The 14,347-nt window shown below is 59.2% G+C and carries 22 protein-coding genes; 9 read left to right on the top strand and 13 right to left on the bottom strand.

Annotation, left to right across the window (positions count from 1 at the left end; all coding sequences use genetic code 11):
• Positions 1 to 8: 8 nt before the first annotated feature.
• The 13 genes from ICY20_RS24045 to ICY20_RS23985 form a co-directional block, all read right to left on the bottom strand.
• Entirely contained in the window at positions 9 to 953 is a 945-nt protein-coding gene (locus ICY20_RS24045; protein ID WP_194938761.1) for a S49 family peptidase, read from the bottom strand.
• A complete protein-coding gene (locus tag ICY20_RS24040; RefSeq protein ID WP_194938760.1) occupies positions 950 to 2,221 on the bottom strand; it encodes a phage portal protein in 1,272 nt (423 codons plus the stop codon). Before ICY20_RS24040 ends, ICY20_RS24045 begins: the two co-directional genes overlap by 4 nt.
• A 2-nt stretch (positions 2,222 to 2,223) precedes the next feature.
• Entirely contained in the window at positions 2,224 to 2,403 is a 180-nt protein-coding gene (locus ICY20_RS24035; protein WP_194938759.1) for a hypothetical protein, read from the bottom strand.
• Entirely contained in the window at positions 2,400 to 4,223 is a 1,824-nt protein-coding gene (locus ICY20_RS24030) for a terminase large subunit (protein ID WP_194938891.1), read from the bottom strand. Before ICY20_RS24030 ends, ICY20_RS24035 begins: the two co-directional genes overlap by 4 nt.
• Complete coding sequence (locus ICY20_RS24025; RefSeq protein ID WP_194938758.1) at positions 4,186 to 4,719, bottom strand: phage terminase small subunit P27 family; 534 nt, start codon at positions 4,717 to 4,719, stop codon at positions 4,186 to 4,188. Before ICY20_RS24025 ends, ICY20_RS24030 begins: the two co-directional genes overlap by 38 nt.
• A gap of 152 nt (positions 4,720 to 4,871) precedes the next feature.
• Complete coding sequence (locus ICY20_RS24020; RefSeq protein ID WP_194938757.1) at positions 4,872 to 5,240, bottom strand: HNH endonuclease; 369 nt, start codon at positions 5,238 to 5,240, stop codon at positions 4,872 to 4,874.
• Positions 5,240 to 5,530, bottom strand: a complete 291-nt coding sequence (locus ICY20_RS24015; protein ID WP_194938756.1) for a phage holin family protein — start codon at positions 5,528 to 5,530, stop codon at positions 5,240 to 5,242. The genes ICY20_RS24020 and ICY20_RS24015 overlap by 1 nt, the downstream gene beginning before the upstream one ends.
• The gene (locus ICY20_RS24010; protein ID WP_194938755.1) at positions 5,523 to 5,888 is read right to left on the bottom strand and encodes a putative holin; all 366 of its coding nucleotides are present in this window, start codon (positions 5,886 to 5,888) and stop codon (positions 5,523 to 5,525) included. Before ICY20_RS24010 ends, ICY20_RS24015 begins: the two co-directional genes overlap by 8 nt.
• 188 nt (positions 5,889 to 6,076) lie before the next feature.
• Entirely contained in the window at positions 6,077 to 6,559 is a 483-nt protein-coding gene (locus ICY20_RS24005; RefSeq protein ID WP_194938754.1) for a hypothetical protein, read from the bottom strand.
• A 328-nt stretch (positions 6,560 to 6,887) separates the two neighbouring features.
• Positions 6,888 to 9,578 carry a bifunctional DNA primase/polymerase gene (locus ICY20_RS24000; RefSeq protein ID WP_194938753.1) on the bottom strand — a complete coding sequence of 897 codons (2,691 nt, stop codon included), beginning with the start codon at positions 9,576 to 9,578 and terminating at the stop codon, positions 6,888 to 6,890.
• Complete coding sequence (locus ICY20_RS23995) at positions 9,575 to 9,778, bottom strand: TraR/DksA C4-type zinc finger protein (protein WP_194938752.1); 204 nt, start codon at positions 9,776 to 9,778, stop codon at positions 9,575 to 9,577. The genes ICY20_RS24000 and ICY20_RS23995 overlap by 4 nt, the downstream gene beginning before the upstream one ends.
• Entirely contained in the window at positions 9,771 to 10,259 is a 489-nt protein-coding gene (locus ICY20_RS23990; protein WP_124527667.1) for a phage regulatory CII family protein, read from the bottom strand. The genes ICY20_RS23995 and ICY20_RS23990 overlap by 8 nt, the downstream gene beginning before the upstream one ends.
• A gap of 142 nt (positions 10,260 to 10,401) precedes the next feature.
• Positions 10,402 to 10,629, bottom strand: a complete 228-nt coding sequence (locus tag ICY20_RS23985; RefSeq protein ID WP_065908188.1) for a transcriptional regulator — start codon at positions 10,627 to 10,629, stop codon at positions 10,402 to 10,404.
• A 99-nt stretch (positions 10,630 to 10,728) separates the two neighbouring features.
• Between ICY20_RS23985 and ICY20_RS23980 the strand changes: the two genes are divergently transcribed.
• From ICY20_RS23980 to ICY20_RS23940, 9 genes are all read left to right on the top strand, one after another.
• Positions 10,729 to 11,442 (top strand): XRE family transcriptional regulator, encoded by a 714-nt coding sequence (locus ICY20_RS23980; RefSeq protein WP_194938751.1) that lies wholly within the window; start codon positions 10,729 to 10,731, stop codon positions 11,440 to 11,442.
• Positions 11,443 to 11,583: 141 nt separating this feature from the next.
• Positions 11,584 to 11,835 (top strand): DUF1654 domain-containing protein, encoded by a 252-nt coding sequence (locus ICY20_RS23975; RefSeq protein WP_124527665.1) that lies wholly within the window; start codon positions 11,584 to 11,586, stop codon positions 11,833 to 11,835.
• A 99-nt stretch (positions 11,836 to 11,934) separates the two neighbouring features.
• Complete coding sequence (locus tag ICY20_RS23970) at positions 11,935 to 12,132, top strand: hypothetical protein (RefSeq protein ID WP_194938750.1); 198 nt, start codon at positions 11,935 to 11,937, stop codon at positions 12,130 to 12,132.
• The gene (locus ICY20_RS23965) at positions 12,129 to 12,431 is read left to right on the top strand and encodes a hypothetical protein (protein WP_194938749.1); all 303 of its coding nucleotides are present in this window, start codon (positions 12,129 to 12,131) and stop codon (positions 12,429 to 12,431) included. The genes ICY20_RS23970 and ICY20_RS23965 overlap by 4 nt, the downstream gene beginning before the upstream one ends.
• Entirely contained in the window at positions 12,428 to 13,009 is a 582-nt protein-coding gene (locus ICY20_RS23960; protein ID WP_194938748.1) for a deoxynucleotide monophosphate kinase family protein, read from the top strand. Before ICY20_RS23965 ends, ICY20_RS23960 begins: the two co-directional genes overlap by 4 nt.
• Before the next feature lie 10 nt (positions 13,010 to 13,019).
• Positions 13,020 to 13,295 carry a hypothetical protein gene (locus tag ICY20_RS23955; protein ID WP_194938747.1) on the top strand — a complete coding sequence of 92 codons (276 nt, stop codon included), beginning with the start codon at positions 13,020 to 13,022 and terminating at the stop codon, positions 13,293 to 13,295.
• A complete protein-coding gene (locus tag ICY20_RS23950; RefSeq protein WP_194938746.1) occupies positions 13,292 to 13,666 on the top strand; it encodes a hypothetical protein in 375 nt (124 codons plus the stop codon). Before ICY20_RS23955 ends, ICY20_RS23950 begins: the two co-directional genes overlap by 4 nt.
• Entirely contained in the window at positions 13,663 to 13,905 is a 243-nt protein-coding gene (locus tag ICY20_RS23945; protein WP_194938745.1) for a pyocin activator PrtN family protein, read from the top strand. Before ICY20_RS23950 ends, ICY20_RS23945 begins: the two co-directional genes overlap by 4 nt.
• Before the next feature lie 54 nt (positions 13,906 to 13,959).
• Complete coding sequence (locus ICY20_RS23940) at positions 13,960 to 14,307, top strand: hypothetical protein (RefSeq protein WP_194938744.1); 348 nt, start codon at positions 13,960 to 13,962, stop codon at positions 14,305 to 14,307.
• Positions 14,308 to 14,347 lie beyond the last annotated feature (40 nt).

Here is a 14,347-nt window from a genome sequence, read left to right as displayed (position 1 = left end):
GAACGCGGTCAGCTCAGTGTTTGAAGATTCAGTGCTGCGGCGCGAACCGCGATGCGGCCACCCTGGCGGCTCGCACGGCTTACCGCGACAGAATGGGAAAGGTCATCAACGGCCTGTTGCGGGCTCTGCATTCGGTCAGCAAGCCCGGCGCTGATGCCAGCCTGGCCTCGGTAAAGCCCGGCCTCGGTCGCCATCACCTGTTGAACAGACAGCCCCCGGTATTCAGCCACGGCGTTGACGAAGAGCTGGTAACTCTCTTGCACCACGTCGTTGAGGTACTTGAGCGACTGGTCGCTCAAGGGTTCATGAGGGCTGAGATCGTTTTTGTGAGCGCCGGCAAACACCGTGGTCACCTTGACGCCCATGCCCTCCTCCATCTTGGAGCGATCCATGTGGCTGGCGATAACGCCGATGGAACCGACACCGCTGGTCTGGCTCACCACCAGCTCGCTACAAGCCGAACCCAACAGGTAGCCGCCGCTATAGGCCATGAAGTTGACGATGCCGGTGATCGGCTTTTGCTGGGCCATATCGCGGATATCTGCCGCCAGTTCGAAAGCCCCCACGGCAGAACCGCCTGGACTGTCGATGTCCAACACGATCCGTTCGACCATGGGGTCAGCAACTGCGTTACGAATCTGGCTCCGAAGCTGCTCATAGCTGGTCATCGTTTCGCACATGCCGATATGGCTGCCGCGACTGACCAACACGCCGCTGACGGGAATTACCTCGATACCGGTGCGAGCGATTGCGGTGCGGCGTTCTTCTTCGCGCTGAGCGATACGGTCCATCCCGTCATCCGACCACAAGCCGGCAGCGCCAGCAGCGCCAATGTTGACGATGTTCAGGCTCATCACCTGGTTGGCCCAGCGTACGCCGAGGTCCAACATGTCAGGCATTACCAACAGCGGCTGATTGAACAGCAGGCTGGAGGCTCGTAGGTAGTTTTTCATTGCGCCAGAATCCTCTCAATTTGAGCGTGCTGCATTTCCAGCTGGGCGCGCACGGCAGGGTTGGCCAAGTCAGCACCGCCCTTACCCGCGTCAACCATATTCAGCGGTTGCATGTAGATGTCACCACCGATAACAGGCGGCATGTTCTCCAGGCGCCGGATGTCATTGGCGCTGAGCCAGCCCCACTGCCGCCCAATGGCATAGGCTTCGTAACGGCTCTTCTGGTCGCCACGCAGTAACCCGGAGAGGTTGAATTCGATGAAGTAGTTGCGCCGGTCGGCGGGCAACAGGAAGTCACGCATCATCGACTGTTCGTGACGCTTAACCCACGGCAGCAACGCGAACACCACGAACTGAATCATCAGCTGCTCAAGGGTGTTGTAGTTGGACTTCTCCAGGTCGTTGACCATGGGCAGCGGGATCTTGTAGATCCGGGCGATATCGGTACCGGTGGTTTTGAGAATCCCCAGCACCTCGGCATCCACGTTGTTCATGGAAACAGGCTTGAAGGTCATGCCCTCTTGCAGCAAGGCCACCTTCTTGGCGTTGTCCATGCCGCCGAACTTCTGACCCCACTGGTCGACGATCTTGTCGATGCTGCCCTGATCCTTGATCGCGGGCGCTTCGCGTGGCCGCTCGATCACACCGGAGACCGTCACACCGTTGGCAAAGCTCTTGCCCGTGTACTGCCTGACAGCCTGGGCCAGCCCCAACGAATCGGCGTGCACCTCAATCGGCGACAAGCCGACGTAGTGGTTGGTACTGAACCAGCGAACATGGTGAACCATGCGCATCGGCAGCGCTTCACCGCCACCGATTCGGTAGTACGGCAACATATCGCCGCCCTTGAGCACCTGCACCTTGTCGTTGCACAACGGCCAGAGCGCCACCACATTGCCGTCTTCGCGGCGGTCAATGAAGCTGTAGCCGTTGCCGCGTAAGCCAGCGGCACCCTGCATGCACTCCATGAACTCGTACGGCGTCTGAAAGCCGTTCGGCTGGTACCGCAGCACGTCGTAGGCCGGATGGTTAATCGCCGATTCGCGCTGGCCTTTGTCCAGACGCTTGTACATCTCACAAGGCAACTGGCCCATGGTCTCGGCCAGCAACGTGACGCAGTTCTGCAGGATCGGCAAACCCAACGCTGACTCCGGCGTGACCTTCACCCCGGAGCTGTTGCGCCCGCTGCCAATCAAGCCGCGCCAGAAGCCGCTCCCGGTTTCAGTAAGGTTGCCGCGCCCTTCGCCGAGCACGCTTGAAAAGAACATGCTCAACCTCCTTTGGGTTTGGGTTGCAAGGCAGCAGCTGCGCGATCCGCCAGCCGGGACCAGGCCATAAGCCCGACACCCGCCACGACACACGCAGCGGGCACGTGGACCATCGCCACACCGCCGACCAGCAGGCAGAAGCCCAGCAGGCCGGACAGCCAGGACAGGATGACCAATTTCATATACCGACCCCTTCGTCGTAGATGGATTTACCACCAGCGCCGGCGGCTTTACCGCTGATGCCGGTGGCCATGATGCCGGCGACAATGCCGTCGATGCGGCCCGTAGCCTTGGCCTTGTCAGCCTTGCGGTTGTTGGCAGGGTCAGAAACGATTACCGCGTTGCCTGCGTTCCAGGTCATTACCGGGTTACCGTCGTGCCGCAGGGTTTCTACTGTCTCGCTTTCGACCAGCTCCCACTCACTGGGGTCAAGGTCAATAACTACGTCACCCTCGGGTTTGGGGGCCAAGCCCAGCAGGCGCCGCTCAAACTCATCTACGGCTGGGCCCATGTCCTTGTACCCTTGGCCGAACCCCACCATCTCGGGCAGCGTGATGTCGTATTCCGACATCAGTTGCAGCAAGTCTTCGATCCGCCAGCGGTCGTACGCGATGCGCTCCACGCCGAAGTAGGCAGTGATGGTGACCAGGCGCCGTAGTACGTGCAGCTTACTGATCGCTCGCCCCGGCGTTGTTTCAAGGTGCCCGGCCTTGACCCACATTGCATAAGGCACCTTGTCGCGATCCTCACGACCTTGCAGATCGTCGTCCGGGATCCAGAAGTACGGCAGCATCCGCCAATGCGGATCGTGCGGAGCCGGCCAGAACAGCAGAACAAAAGCCGTCAAGTCCGTGGTACTTGCGAGGTCGAGCCCGCCGACGCAGCGCCGGTTGCGCAACATCCGCATCGGCACGCGCTCTTCCGCCTGCTTCCAAACCGCCCACGATATCCATGGGGCGTCGGCCTGGGTCCACTCGCAGAAGTTCAGACGCCGCACCACCGACTCTTGAGCTGGCAACCCCCGTGCGGCCTTCACCTGCTCGCGCAAGTACTTGCGACCCGGGATGCCATCCGCCTGGCCTTCGGCGATGTGATCGAGCGAGGGGTTAACCTTCGCCCAGCAACTTTCGTCTTTGAACGGATCGTCGTCCTTGTCGAGCGAACAGATGAAGGCGAAAAAGCTGTCGTCATCCTCAATACCGGCGCAGATCCGCACGCCCAGATCATGATACTGACCGCACACCGTTTTCTTGTCGGAGCCGCTGTTGGTGATCATCACCACCATGGCCTTGCGGCGGTTCTTGGTACCGGCGCGCATCATGTTCACGGTGGCGGCGGTTTTGTGTTCGTGCACTTCATCAAGCAGGCCGATGTGTGGCCGGGGGCCTGACTTGCCTTCGTCGGCACTGATCGGCCGGAAGAACGAATTGGTGTTTGGGTAGAACAGGTTCCACACCTTTTCGTCGCGACCAGACGGGACTAAGCGAGAGCGCAGCTTGGTGGACATTTCGACCATAGACACGGCGTCACGAAACAGGATCATCGCCTGATCGCGCTTGGTCGCAGCGGCGTAGATCTCGGCGCGCTGCTCGCCATCTGACACCAAGCCATACAAGCCGATGCCGGCCACCAGAGGGCTTTTGCCAGAGCCTTTGCCGGTCTCGATGTAGCCCAGGCGGAAGCGGCGGTACCCGTCCTGCGTCGTCCAGCCGAACAGACTGCCGATAACAAACGCTTGCCACGGGGCCAGCAGGAAAGGCATGCCTTCGTAGTCGCCGCCGTTTAGGCAAAGCACATCTTCGAAAAAACCTATGGCTCGGTTGGCCTTGCCACGATCCCAGATCAAGCCACGGGCTGGCCCGTGTTTCAGGTCTTGTAGATGCCGTTTGCAGGCGTTGCGGACATCAGGACCGGCGACGATATCGCCAGCCAACACCGCCAGCGCAAACGCACTGACGCGATCATCAGGTGAAGTACTTGTCTGCGGCGTCTCGTTGCTCATTGGGGAATAGCTCACCTTGCGGCGCCGGCGACGTTTTCAGATTGCGCCGGGACATAGGCGACAGACCGAACTGGGCGCCGGCGGCGTTGGCGCGCTTTTCGGCGTCATTCGCAAGCTGGCGAAGGACGTGCATTTGCTGCGCGCCGGTTTTGAAGGTCTGGATGTCGCCGCCCAGGTCATCTTCGGAGGCGTCATTGCGCTTCGTGATGAGCCGCTGGTACCGACGCCAGTCGGCGGTCGCCTGGCAGTAGGTAGCCAGCGCCATCGAATCCAATTTAGAAACGATGCCCAGGGAGATCAGCGCTGGCACCAGCTGCTCCCACTCAGCGATTGCATCAGCAGAAAGCACGTCTGGCATCGGCGGTGCACCAACCGGTACCGGTGGAGCTGCGACCTGAGCCAACAGATCGCTGACGTTTTCGCGACCACGGTTTCCTTGCAGCAATTTCAGCGCCGCCGGCGTTCCAGGGCGACCCGAGTTTCCGTTTCCGGCCATAAATACCCCTGTCTTGTTGATACCCCCCCTCCCTCATTTATCCCGACTTTGCACACGACGGGGGGCGAGCGGTCTAGAAGAAATTTCCAAAAAGGTTTTTCACCCCCCCTACCCTCCGGGGCGCGCTTTTTTGGTGCATTTTCGACCTATGGTCACCGATTCCAGTGATGCCCAGGATCAACAGGCCGACCGTCAGGCTTGCAGCCAGGCACCGTGCCGGTCCGCTCCATCCGCTGCTTGGTCGAGTCGTGGCAGAACTTGCAGAGGCTCGCCCAGTTAGCAGGATTCCAGAACAGCTTCCATGCAGCCTTGAGGCGCACCGGATCGCCGCTGTCCTTGGCGTCCTTTAGCTTGGGGGCGACCTTGTGGTCGACAACGCTGGCCGCGACCGGCCGCTGATCAGTCGAACACATCGTGCAGTAAGGGTTCGCACGCAAGTGAGCGTCGCGGGACTTCTGCCACTTGTACCCATAACCGCGCTCCGTACTGCTACCGCGCCGGTCATCAGACACCTTGCTCATCAGCCCACTCTCCATACCCGAGCCAGGTTGCCCGAACTCTGGCACACCGACCCGACGAACACTGCCAGCAGCAGCACCAGCGGCCACGAGTTACGAGGCATGATCAACTGACCCTTGCCGATGTAAACGATGACGGCACCGGAAGCTACCATCACCAACCAGGCAAGAAAGCTCATGTCACGGCGGAACCGTGCGCCCCGCCGCTGGAAGGTGAATAGGCGAACGAACAACGCAACACACAACCAGAACGTGGCCTGGGTAAGCACCTGCTGAATCACGTGACTATCCATCCTGCCTCCCATGCGGTTCGGCATCGATACCGCGTCGCTTGATGATGGCGAGTGCGACCGTGACCACCAGCACCGACGCGCCGAATGCAGCGGGCCCGGAATGCTTGAACGGCCGAATGCCCCACAATTCCAACTCGCCAAGGCCCGGGGCGAACAGATAGCCCATGACGAAGGACACCAGAAGGAACACCACCCGCTTCCATACCGGCAACTCCTCGGTGGTGGTGAAGAACACCAGTGCACCAGCAAGAGCACCGATGACAGCCAGTGCATCAATCCCGGTGAACAGCCCAGTTACAGCAGCACCGGCACCGCCGGCCACGACAACAGTTGCAGCCGTGCTTGCTGGCTCGCCCATGCTGATACTCCATTGCAGACACCCATCGGGCAGAAAAAGAAAACCCCGCCGAAGCGGGGTTAAGTGACCGGTCTAGGGGAACCGGGTAAAGCTGCACAGCACGTGCGAGGTCAGCGCCGAGGCGCAAATTCCATATCGTGGGGACTTTTTACCCCCTGAGTACGGAACCGAAAAGGGGGCAATTTCGGTTAACTGACTCGCCGCAACTTTGACGCAGCTTTGAGGAGACTTTGAGGCAAAGCGCCCTGACCAGCGGTAAGCCACTTTCTTGCCCCAGACCGATCAGCCAATACCTGTAGCAACCGCAGATGAAGACTATGCACCCAGTCATAGTAGGTCTGCTTCGCCCGGGATGAGGAACCGACCAGGTGCAACTGCATCAACCACGTTGGGGCCGATTCATCGGTATAACGAACCACCGCCAGACGCTCCAGCATGTGACCGCGCTCATCCTGTCGACTCACCTCAGCCAGCGCCGCTGCAACCTCTTGCGCAACAGCATCAATGCCAGCACCGCCATCAAGCAGGCTCCGAGGGCCAGGCGTACCACGGGGAGCGCAACCACCCCATTCCATGATCGTGGCCATTGGACTGCCCAGACCGCCGGCAGAGCCACAGCGCCGTGTTTGCTCGCCCCAATACTTCAACAGAGTTTCCATTTCTTCGATCATCGCCCTGCTCCCACGCTCAAAACCCAACCCAACACAAAAAACACCCTACCCAACACAAACCCAACACACCTAAAACCCTTTAAATTCAATAGCTTTAAATCAAATGTGTTGAGTGTGTTGGGTGTGTTGGGTTTAACGGTTCTCGCATAAGAAAAAAATCTTGCTGCCATGGGTTCAATTAACGTCGCCCATGCGCGTGCGCGACGACAAACCCAACACACCCAACACACCAGCCGGAAAGCCGCGAAATAGAGTGCTCTAAATTGTGTGGGGTATCGAAAACCAACCCAACACACACCCAACACACCCAACACACTTTTAACCGGACTCATGCCGCTGCCGCCTTGATGTGGTCCCAGTTGTCGACGTTCCAGCCCGCCAGACGCGCCGCAGCCCGCCAAGCGACCACCGCCTTGCCCAGATCGGCCGACCTGAGTGATGGGGGCTGGGAAGCCTGGTCATCGCGGGGAAAGAAGAACGCTCCAAACTTGCGGTTGCTGCCATCGGTCCAGGGGATGGCGCGGGTCTTGTCCACCTCCGAGCTGATGAACAACGAGAATTTCGTCTGGCTCATCACATGCTCTTTGTTACGGTGGCACCACTCCAGAAACATCGCGTAGACGTCGGTCGACAAACAGGCGCCCCACATATCACGCCCAAGCTCGCCGTATTGCCAGAGGAACAGGAACGTCTGCCAACTGGCCCGACTCAACGCCACCAACCGCTCACGCGCCTCGGTGCTGGGTGGTCTGGTGCGTTGATCGAAGTCACCGAGGTCAACGGACAACAGCCACGCGTACAGTGCCGCGACACCACCGTTCTCCAACTCGCGGCCCACGGCCTTCTGGCGCTCCACCGGCAACGTCTCCATCGGCCACAGCACCAACATACGTCGATCGCTGGGTGCAATGGGCCAGGGCATAATCTCGTTACTGAGGAACGCCGCGTTCATGTGGTTGGCTTCCTCCCAACCGTTGATGAACTTGGACTCCATGCGCACCGTTTTGCCGGTGACCAGGTGCTTGATCTTGCCCACCTGGTTGTAACGCTGGTCACGGCTCACCACCTCTTCAAACACTGCCCACAGTTTTCGGCTTTGCCACGCGTTGAAGTTGCTTTCGAGCTGCGTCTGCCCGACCGTGGCGGCGTACTGGCCGTAAAGTAATCCGAAGGCATCGGCGAACAGCAGGCTTTTGCCCGAGCCTTCCATGGTCGAGTGAGCCAGCACCGCCGTATCCATCTTCGCGCCCAGGTGCTGCAACGGGTACGCCAACCACTTCACCAGCCAATCGTTCGACGATTTATCGTGGTTGCACAGGAACGAGATCAACCACCGCAGGTTCTCGCACGCGGCGTCATCACGGGCTGGCTCCATGGGCAACCCGTCGAACGTATTGATGTAAAGGTTGGGGTCTTTGGTCATCGTCGGGTCGAACACGATGTTCTCCACGTCGACCACGCGCCGCTCCGGGCTGTTCAACCACATGCCGTACATATCACCGATGGCCATCTTGACGGCGCCTTCGGCAACGCGGCGTTTCTTCTCCCGGTCCCAAACGTCCTTGGTACCGTCGATGTACACATAGCGTTCAATCGGCTCCAGGTTAAGCGCACCGCCCTTCTTGCCGGCCATCTTGCGGGCCTGCTCGATCTCCTTAACCTTGTCGTCCGAGATCAGCTTTTTACTCGTGTCGTCAATCCACTGTTTCGCCAACGGCTTACCGACGCGGGCCTCAAAAGCGGTTTTTTTCATGACCCGCGACTTGTCGAGATCCCACACCTGAGTGGTGCCCTCAACCAACACATAACGCCGGAGCACTTGCTCATAGGTCAGCACCTCCCCCGCCCCCCCGTCAGCAGCAGGAGCAGCCTCACTGGCCGGCTCGCCAGAGTCCTGCACGCGGGCATCCGCCGATGGGGCCGGGGGAAGATCTTGTGGGGCTGGGCGCGAGGCGTGCTGCATGCCCAGCATTCGGGCCGCGTCCTTCACCGCCCTAGACTGGTCGCCATCGTGGTCCAGCAGGCAAAACACCTCAAAAGCGTCATTCTGGTGACCGTTGGCCAGCGGGTCCGCGCCGTGGTGCGAATAGACCTTGCGGTCGGTGACCGTCACACCTGGTAGCCCGGTACTGCTATGGGGGTAGAGCCATTTGTTGCCGCGCTTGATGTAGTCATGGGCACGCAATAGCTCTTCCACATCGTGGCAGCGGTTGAACTCATCGATCACCGAGGGTTTGCCGTCTGCGGGTGGAGCACGCTTGATTGGTTTCGCGGCAGGCTTCTTGGGCTTCGGTGCCCAAGGGCACGCGGCCTCGGCATTGCGCTTGAAGACATCCCAATTCTGCCAAATATTCAGCAGTTCGTTGGTAAGCACCGGCAGACCATCAGCGGCACTCGGCGGCGTGCGCCAGGTATACGGCTTGCCAGTGCCCGGATGGATCGATGGCGGGAACACGTCCTGCACCAGGCCCGCACGCAGTTCAAACACCGTGAAACGCTTGTATTCGTCGGCTTCTGCCTGGGCTGCCTCCTCACCGACAGTATCGCCCTGCTCTTTCGCGGCCTTGGCCCGAGCCAATAGCCCCTTGTGAATCGATCCGTCAGGGTCTTTCTCGTTGGGCCAGGAAAGCGAGTGACGCGTCAGCTCGATGTCATCGGGCATCTTGAACAGCACACGAAACCGCAACGGGTTACCCACGATGGTCGGATAAACCACCGACATGGCATCCAGATCGAGGCCCATCTGGTCAAACAACACAAACCGCGTCCACTGCACATCGTCCACGTCCAACGAGCAGACACGGCTAGGCCCGAGCACGACGCCTAGGTTGTGGTTGGGGTTGCGTTGCCAGAATGCTTCGGCGGCTGCCGGGTCGGTAATGTAACCGCCCGGTTTGTTCCAACCCTTGCCCTTCGGTGCCTTCTCGCCCGGGTCAATCGGCACCAGGGCAAGGTTAAAGGTTTCGATGTAGCGGCGAGCCCAGGACGATATTGCAGCGCCAGTGGATTGCTCGCTCATCGCCGCCGCTCCCGCAACCCCTGGCAACTGACGCAGGTCGCACAACCCTGGATCGTCTGTTGACGAAGTAACGGGATGGGTTCGTTGCAATCCTCACAGAATTGCGCGCTGACAGAGCACGTCGGGCGCGGACGGCACGCCAATGCATGCAGGCGGAAGCGTTCGGCGGCTTCGTTGGCCATATCGATATCATCAGACATTCTGGCGGGCCTCCATCGCTTCCCTGGCCCCGGCCATAATGCCCAGCACCGCGCGGATCACGTCGGCGCCGTGCTTCTCCAGGCATTCAACCTCGTGCGGCTCCCAGATGTTGTCGGCAGCACCTTCATGCATGCTGGAAACAAACAGGCCTGTTTGGTGCAACACCTTGCTGACAGCCAGCAAGGCTTCCTTGGTCGGCGCCGCAGCTTCCGGCTTGTACCAAACCATCCCTGCGGGACGCATCAAGGCATCCAGCAACAAGGGGTTGGCCGTCAGGCGTATCACCTCTTCCAACTCATCAGGATCAAGCCAGCGCTGTTCGAAGTCGTGCTTGACCTTCTTTTGCAGGCTGTCGTAGTCCATGACCATATCGAGCGCCAGTGCGGTGACACCGCCATGGAAGTCATGCGCTGCGCGATAGATTGCCTTGCGAAGTGAAAGAACCGGCGCGATGGCCGGTGACTGTTCTGTTCGACTCATAACCGTAAATTCCCCGTTTACGGTCTAGTCATAGAAACGGGCACGCCCTATCCTACGACCACGACCGATGTGCATGTGCTGTATGTCGTCGTAGCCGGACTGGGGAAATCTTGTGGTGAGAGGCCCCAGTTCCGGCACCTGTTTAAGCCGCTTCAGAACCGCGCAGGTACGCCCAATCTATATCGGGGCGCATCACTTCGCAGACCACAGCCCCTTTGGACTCACGCTCAATGTTGACTGCGAGAGCCGCACTTGCTCGGCGATTGCAATATGCGACCTGCCGAAGCTGTCCTGCCGAGGTGTCGCATTTGCTCGCGAACGCCTCTAGATCCGTCTTGTTAAGACCTTTCAAAAATTCGTGCAGAGTCATGTGCACCTCCGTTCTGGATACGCAGATTAGCAATTGCTAATCAGCACAGCAATAGCAAACCGTAATTTACTGTTTGCTAACGTCAAGCGATCATGAGAAATGGATATCTACGAACAGCGCATTAAGGCTCTACGCCACGCAATGGCAGGGCTTACACAGAAGGACTTTGCCAATCAGCACGGGTTGGACGCGTCCTATTTGTCGCAGCTATTAACAGGCCACAGGAAGCTCGGCGAGAAAGCCGCGTCCTCGCTTGAGGCAAAGATCCAACTCGCTCCTGGAACGCTTGTAGCGCCTACTCAGCCGGTTGGTGACGAGACCGATACCAATTCGGTCCACCCTGTACTGCCTGGTAAAAAGAAGGTGATGGAGTCTCTGGGGTTTGTAACTATCCCGCACCTCAATGTCGCCGCGTCAATGGGATCAGGCAATGTACCGCCCGATCATCAGATCGAGGTCATACGCGAAATTACGGTCCACCTAGACTGGATTAAAACCCAAGGCCTCGCGTTTTCCGGGATTGAAAACCTGGCCATCATTACCGGCGACGGCGACAGCATGAATGGTACGTTTCGCGACGGCGATTCCCTGCTTGTAGATCGCGGTATCACGGACATAAGAACTGACGCGGTGTACGTGTTCACACTGGATGGAGATCTTTTCATAAAGCGTTTGCAGCGCCTTACTGGCGGCTCCTTACGCATGATTTCTGATAATCCGGTGTATCCAGCGATCATGATAGAGGGCGCTGACCTTGAGAAGGTCCATATCCAAGCCAGAGTTTTGCTGGTTTGGAATGCTAAAAAACTGTGATTGGACGCCCGACGATAGAAGCCCGCTTATGCGGGCTTTTTATTGCCTCTCACCGTAAAGAGTACATATGTGCTCTTTTTTTCTTGCCGTAGGAATCCTCTCGGAATACTGTATTAGCATACAGTAACCAAGGAGGATCCTATGGCAAAGCCCAACCCCAAAAGCCCCGCCCCAACCACGTCCATCGAGCTGCTCGGCGCGCGGCTACAGAAAATAATAAATGCCCCCGCCGCCCAAAAGGCACACGCTGCGATCATCTCGAAAGCACCAGATGAGGCCCAGGAAGATTGGGATCAGATCATAGAAGCGATTACAGAGACCGATGGTGTGCACGTCACTTTTCAAGACGATGGCGCTATTCGCGTGTATTGGGATGTACCCCAAACCGAGTAGGCCTGACACCAAACCAAACTAATTTAGCATCTGCTATTGCATTATAATTTAGCTATTGCTAATTTTGGCTCGTACTCCTCTCACCACAGGTTACGAGCCATGCAAACAACACAGCACAACAATCGCTGCCCGGTGTATCTCCACCCGGCAGCAGCCACCAGCCCCGCCGCGGTTGAGCGCATCCAGCGCAGCACCGGCCTGCTGGTCATCGTTAACCTCGGTCGCGTCACCATGTCCAGCGCCCCCGCAGTTGTCATCGCTGACGACCAGGGCCCATGGGGAGGCGATGCAGCATGAATCCCACCATCGAAGAGTTGATGCTGCAAATCCTCTCCACCTGCCTTCTGATCAACGCTCAGGGCAAATGGCATGCCTTCTACAATCTTTCCGGCCATGTTGGCACCGCTACCGTTACGTTGCGCCCAATTGATCATGACTACGATTCCAAGGGATTCTTTACGACGCCGCACATGGACGTCGTATTCGCATCCACTACCACTTGGCCAGAACGCATCACTGAAGTGGAGGGCCAACGGAATCTAATAGATTTGTTGGCGTGGACCCAGGGCTACCTCGCCGTGGAGGCCGCAGCATGAAGCCGATCCTCATTGGCCTCACCGGCCGCGCCCGCTCCGGCAAAACGACTGCCGCCGAACACTTGGTTCGCACGTACCTGCTGGAGCACTACGCCTTCGCTGATCCGCTTCGCGACGGTCTGATGGCGATCTTCAATCTCGACCCGAGCGATTTTGAAGGCGACCGCAAGGAACAGCCTCTTGCCTGGCTTGATCGCTCGCCCCGTCAATTGATGCAGTCGATGGGCACAGAGTGGGCACGCAACACCGTTCACCCCGACGTTTGGGTGAAGCTCGCACAGCAGAACCTCGACTACATGACCAAGGCTCTTGGGGCGGTACTCGGCTTCGTTGTCAGCGACGTGCGCTTTGAGAACGAAGCTGACCTCATCAGGCGCCGCGGCGGCACGATCGTTCACATTAGCCGGGCCGACGCCCAGGTCGTGAATCCCCACGTCAGCGAAGCCGGTGTCGCGGGCAACAAGGATGACCTGTTGATGTTCAACAACGGCACTGTCGAGGAGTTCTTGCGTTCGCTTGATGAGATATTCCTCATGATTCGCGAACGGCAGCAACAACCAAAACAGCTGTCTGCCTGAGGTCGCAACCATGAACCGCACCCTGGATCAAACCGCCGCTTTGCTCGGGCTCAAGCCCCGAGCCTTCCGCACCAGGTTGCGGGAGCTCGGCGTTATCAACTCATCCGGCGACCTGGCTAGCGCACACCGCGAACGCGGCTACCTGTTCTCGGACGCCCGCGTGCGCTGGAACCCCACCATCGGCAAGCCCGTGCATTACGCCGTCGTGATGGTCAAGGAAGCCGGCGTCGATTGGATCGCCAAGAAGTTGAACATCACCATCACCAAGAAGGACGCCGCAGCATGAAGCCTAACGCCATCAACGCCGCTGTAGGCGCACTGAAACTTGTGCCGATGTACCTCAACCACCCCGGCGTGATCAGCCGCGCCACGCTGATTGGCGCGTCAGCCGAAGCCGTCGAGCTATTGGAGGCATTGCCGTGCGTGTCGGTCGAGCTGGCCGAAGTGTTCCGCTGCGTCGACGCTGTTATCGCCGATGACCAGGTTGTCTACGTGACGCCGGTCAAGTGCCCGGAATACCCGTACGGCGCCGTCGTCGCAGACGCCGAGGGTAACGTCCTTGCAGCGGCCAAAGGCAAGAGTAAAGAAGGCCTTGCCGAATTGATCCGCCTCAAGCTGGTGCCCCGAAAGGAGGGGCATGGGGAGGAGTCCGCGTGACCACCACCCTGGAACAACTCCGCCGCCAGTTCGCCACGCCGTGCCCAACCTTGACCGCCGTGCGCGAACAGTACTTCACGCACATCCGCACCGACCGCTACCTGCTGAGCGAAATCAGAGCCGGTCGAATCGAGCTGGTGGTCAAGCGCCTGCACTGCTCGGCCCGCGCCAAGCCAGTCGTTTACCTGCACGACCTGGCCGACTACCTCGACGCCCAGGCGACGAAGCAAGCGGCCTGATTCAAACGGTAGCCCCTGCCGACCAGGGGCGATACATCCAATGAGGCACAGCACATGAACGCTAAAGCACGTCCCTTTATGGACACCCTGCGTGACATCGAGGCCGGCGGTTTGCTGGACGAACTCACCGAGGCCCAGCACAGCCTGATCGACGCCATCCGCATGACCGGCAAGGGTGGAGACCTGACTATCAAGCTCACCTACAAGCCTGATGGCGGTGGCCAGATGACCGTGAAGGCCGACGTTAAAACCAAAGAGCCCGTGCTCGCGCGTGGCACGTCCCTGTTCTTCCTCACGCCCGAAGGCAACATCACCCGCCGCGACCCGCGCCAGCAGGAAATCCCGCTGCGCAGTGTCGAGGACGAACCTGGGCCTGGAGCATTGCGCCAGGTCAGCCAGTAAAAACCGCCCCACCAACCTCTCACCAAACCGTCACCCACTG

This window comes from Pseudomonas pisciculturae (assembly GCF_015461805.1).
Classification (GTDB): domain Bacteria; phylum Pseudomonadota; class Gammaproteobacteria; order Pseudomonadales; family Pseudomonadaceae; genus Aquipseudomonas; species Aquipseudomonas pisciculturae.
This window is presented reverse-complemented; position numbering and strand designations above follow the sequence as displayed.

Coding starts and splice junctions, on each gene's coding strand:
- ICY20_RS24045 (WP_194938761.1), bottom strand. CDS start 953: ATGAAAAACTACCTACGAGCCTCCAGCCTGCTGTTCAATCAGCCGCTG.
- ICY20_RS24040 (WP_194938760.1), bottom strand. CDS start 2,221: ATGTTCTTTTCAAGCGTGCTCGGCGAAGGGCGCGGCAACCTTACTGAA.
- ICY20_RS24035 (WP_194938759.1), bottom strand. CDS start 2,403: ATGAAATTGGTCATCCTGTCCTGGCTGTCCGGCCTGCTGGGCTTCTGC.
- ICY20_RS24030 (WP_194938891.1), bottom strand. CDS start 4,223: ATGAGCAACGAGACGCCGCAGACAAGTACTTCACCTGATGATCGCGTC.
- ICY20_RS24025 (WP_194938758.1), bottom strand. CDS start 4,719: ATGGCCGGAAACGGAAACTCGGGTCGCCCTGGAACGCCGGCGGCGCTG.
- ICY20_RS24020 (WP_194938757.1), bottom strand. CDS start 5,240: ATGAGCAAGGTGTCTGATGACCGGCGCGGTAGCAGTACGGAGCGCGGT.
- ICY20_RS24015 (WP_194938756.1), bottom strand. CDS start 5,530: ATGGATAGTCACGTGATTCAGCAGGTGCTTACCCAGGCCACGTTCTGG.
- ICY20_RS24010 (WP_194938755.1), bottom strand. CDS start 5,888: ATGGGCGAGCCAGCAAGCACGGCTGCAACTGTTGTCGTGGCCGGCGGT.
- ICY20_RS24005 (WP_194938754.1), bottom strand. CDS start 6,559: ATGATCGAAGAAATGGAAACTCTGTTGAAGTATTGGGGCGAGCAAACA.
- ICY20_RS24000 (WP_194938753.1), bottom strand. CDS start 9,578: ATGAGCGAGCAATCCACTGGCGCTGCAATATCGTCCTGGGCTCGCCGC.
- ICY20_RS23995 (WP_194938752.1), bottom strand. CDS start 9,778: ATGTCTGATGATATCGATATGGCCAACGAAGCCGCCGAACGCTTCCGC.
- ICY20_RS23990 (WP_124527667.1), bottom strand. CDS start 10,259: ATGAGTCGAACAGAACAGTCACCGGCCATCGCGCCGGTTCTTTCACTT.
- ICY20_RS23985 (WP_065908188.1), bottom strand. CDS start 10,629: ATGACTCTGCACGAATTTTTGAAAGGTCTTAACAAGACGGATCTAGAG.
- ICY20_RS23980 (WP_194938751.1), top strand. CDS start 10,729: ATGGATATCTACGAACAGCGCATTAAGGCTCTACGCCACGCAATGGCA.
- ICY20_RS23975 (WP_124527665.1), top strand. CDS start 11,584: ATGGCAAAGCCCAACCCCAAAAGCCCCGCCCCAACCACGTCCATCGAG.
- ICY20_RS23970 (WP_194938750.1), top strand. CDS start 11,935: ATGCAAACAACACAGCACAACAATCGCTGCCCGGTGTATCTCCACCCG.
- ICY20_RS23965 (WP_194938749.1), top strand. CDS start 12,129: ATGAATCCCACCATCGAAGAGTTGATGCTGCAAATCCTCTCCACCTGC.
- ICY20_RS23960 (WP_194938748.1), top strand. CDS start 12,428: ATGAAGCCGATCCTCATTGGCCTCACCGGCCGCGCCCGCTCCGGCAAA.
- ICY20_RS23955 (WP_194938747.1), top strand. CDS start 13,020: ATGAACCGCACCCTGGATCAAACCGCCGCTTTGCTCGGGCTCAAGCCC.
- ICY20_RS23950 (WP_194938746.1), top strand. CDS start 13,292: ATGAAGCCTAACGCCATCAACGCCGCTGTAGGCGCACTGAAACTTGTG.
- ICY20_RS23940 (WP_194938744.1), top strand. CDS start 13,960: ATGAACGCTAAAGCACGTCCCTTTATGGACACCCTGCGTGACATCGAG.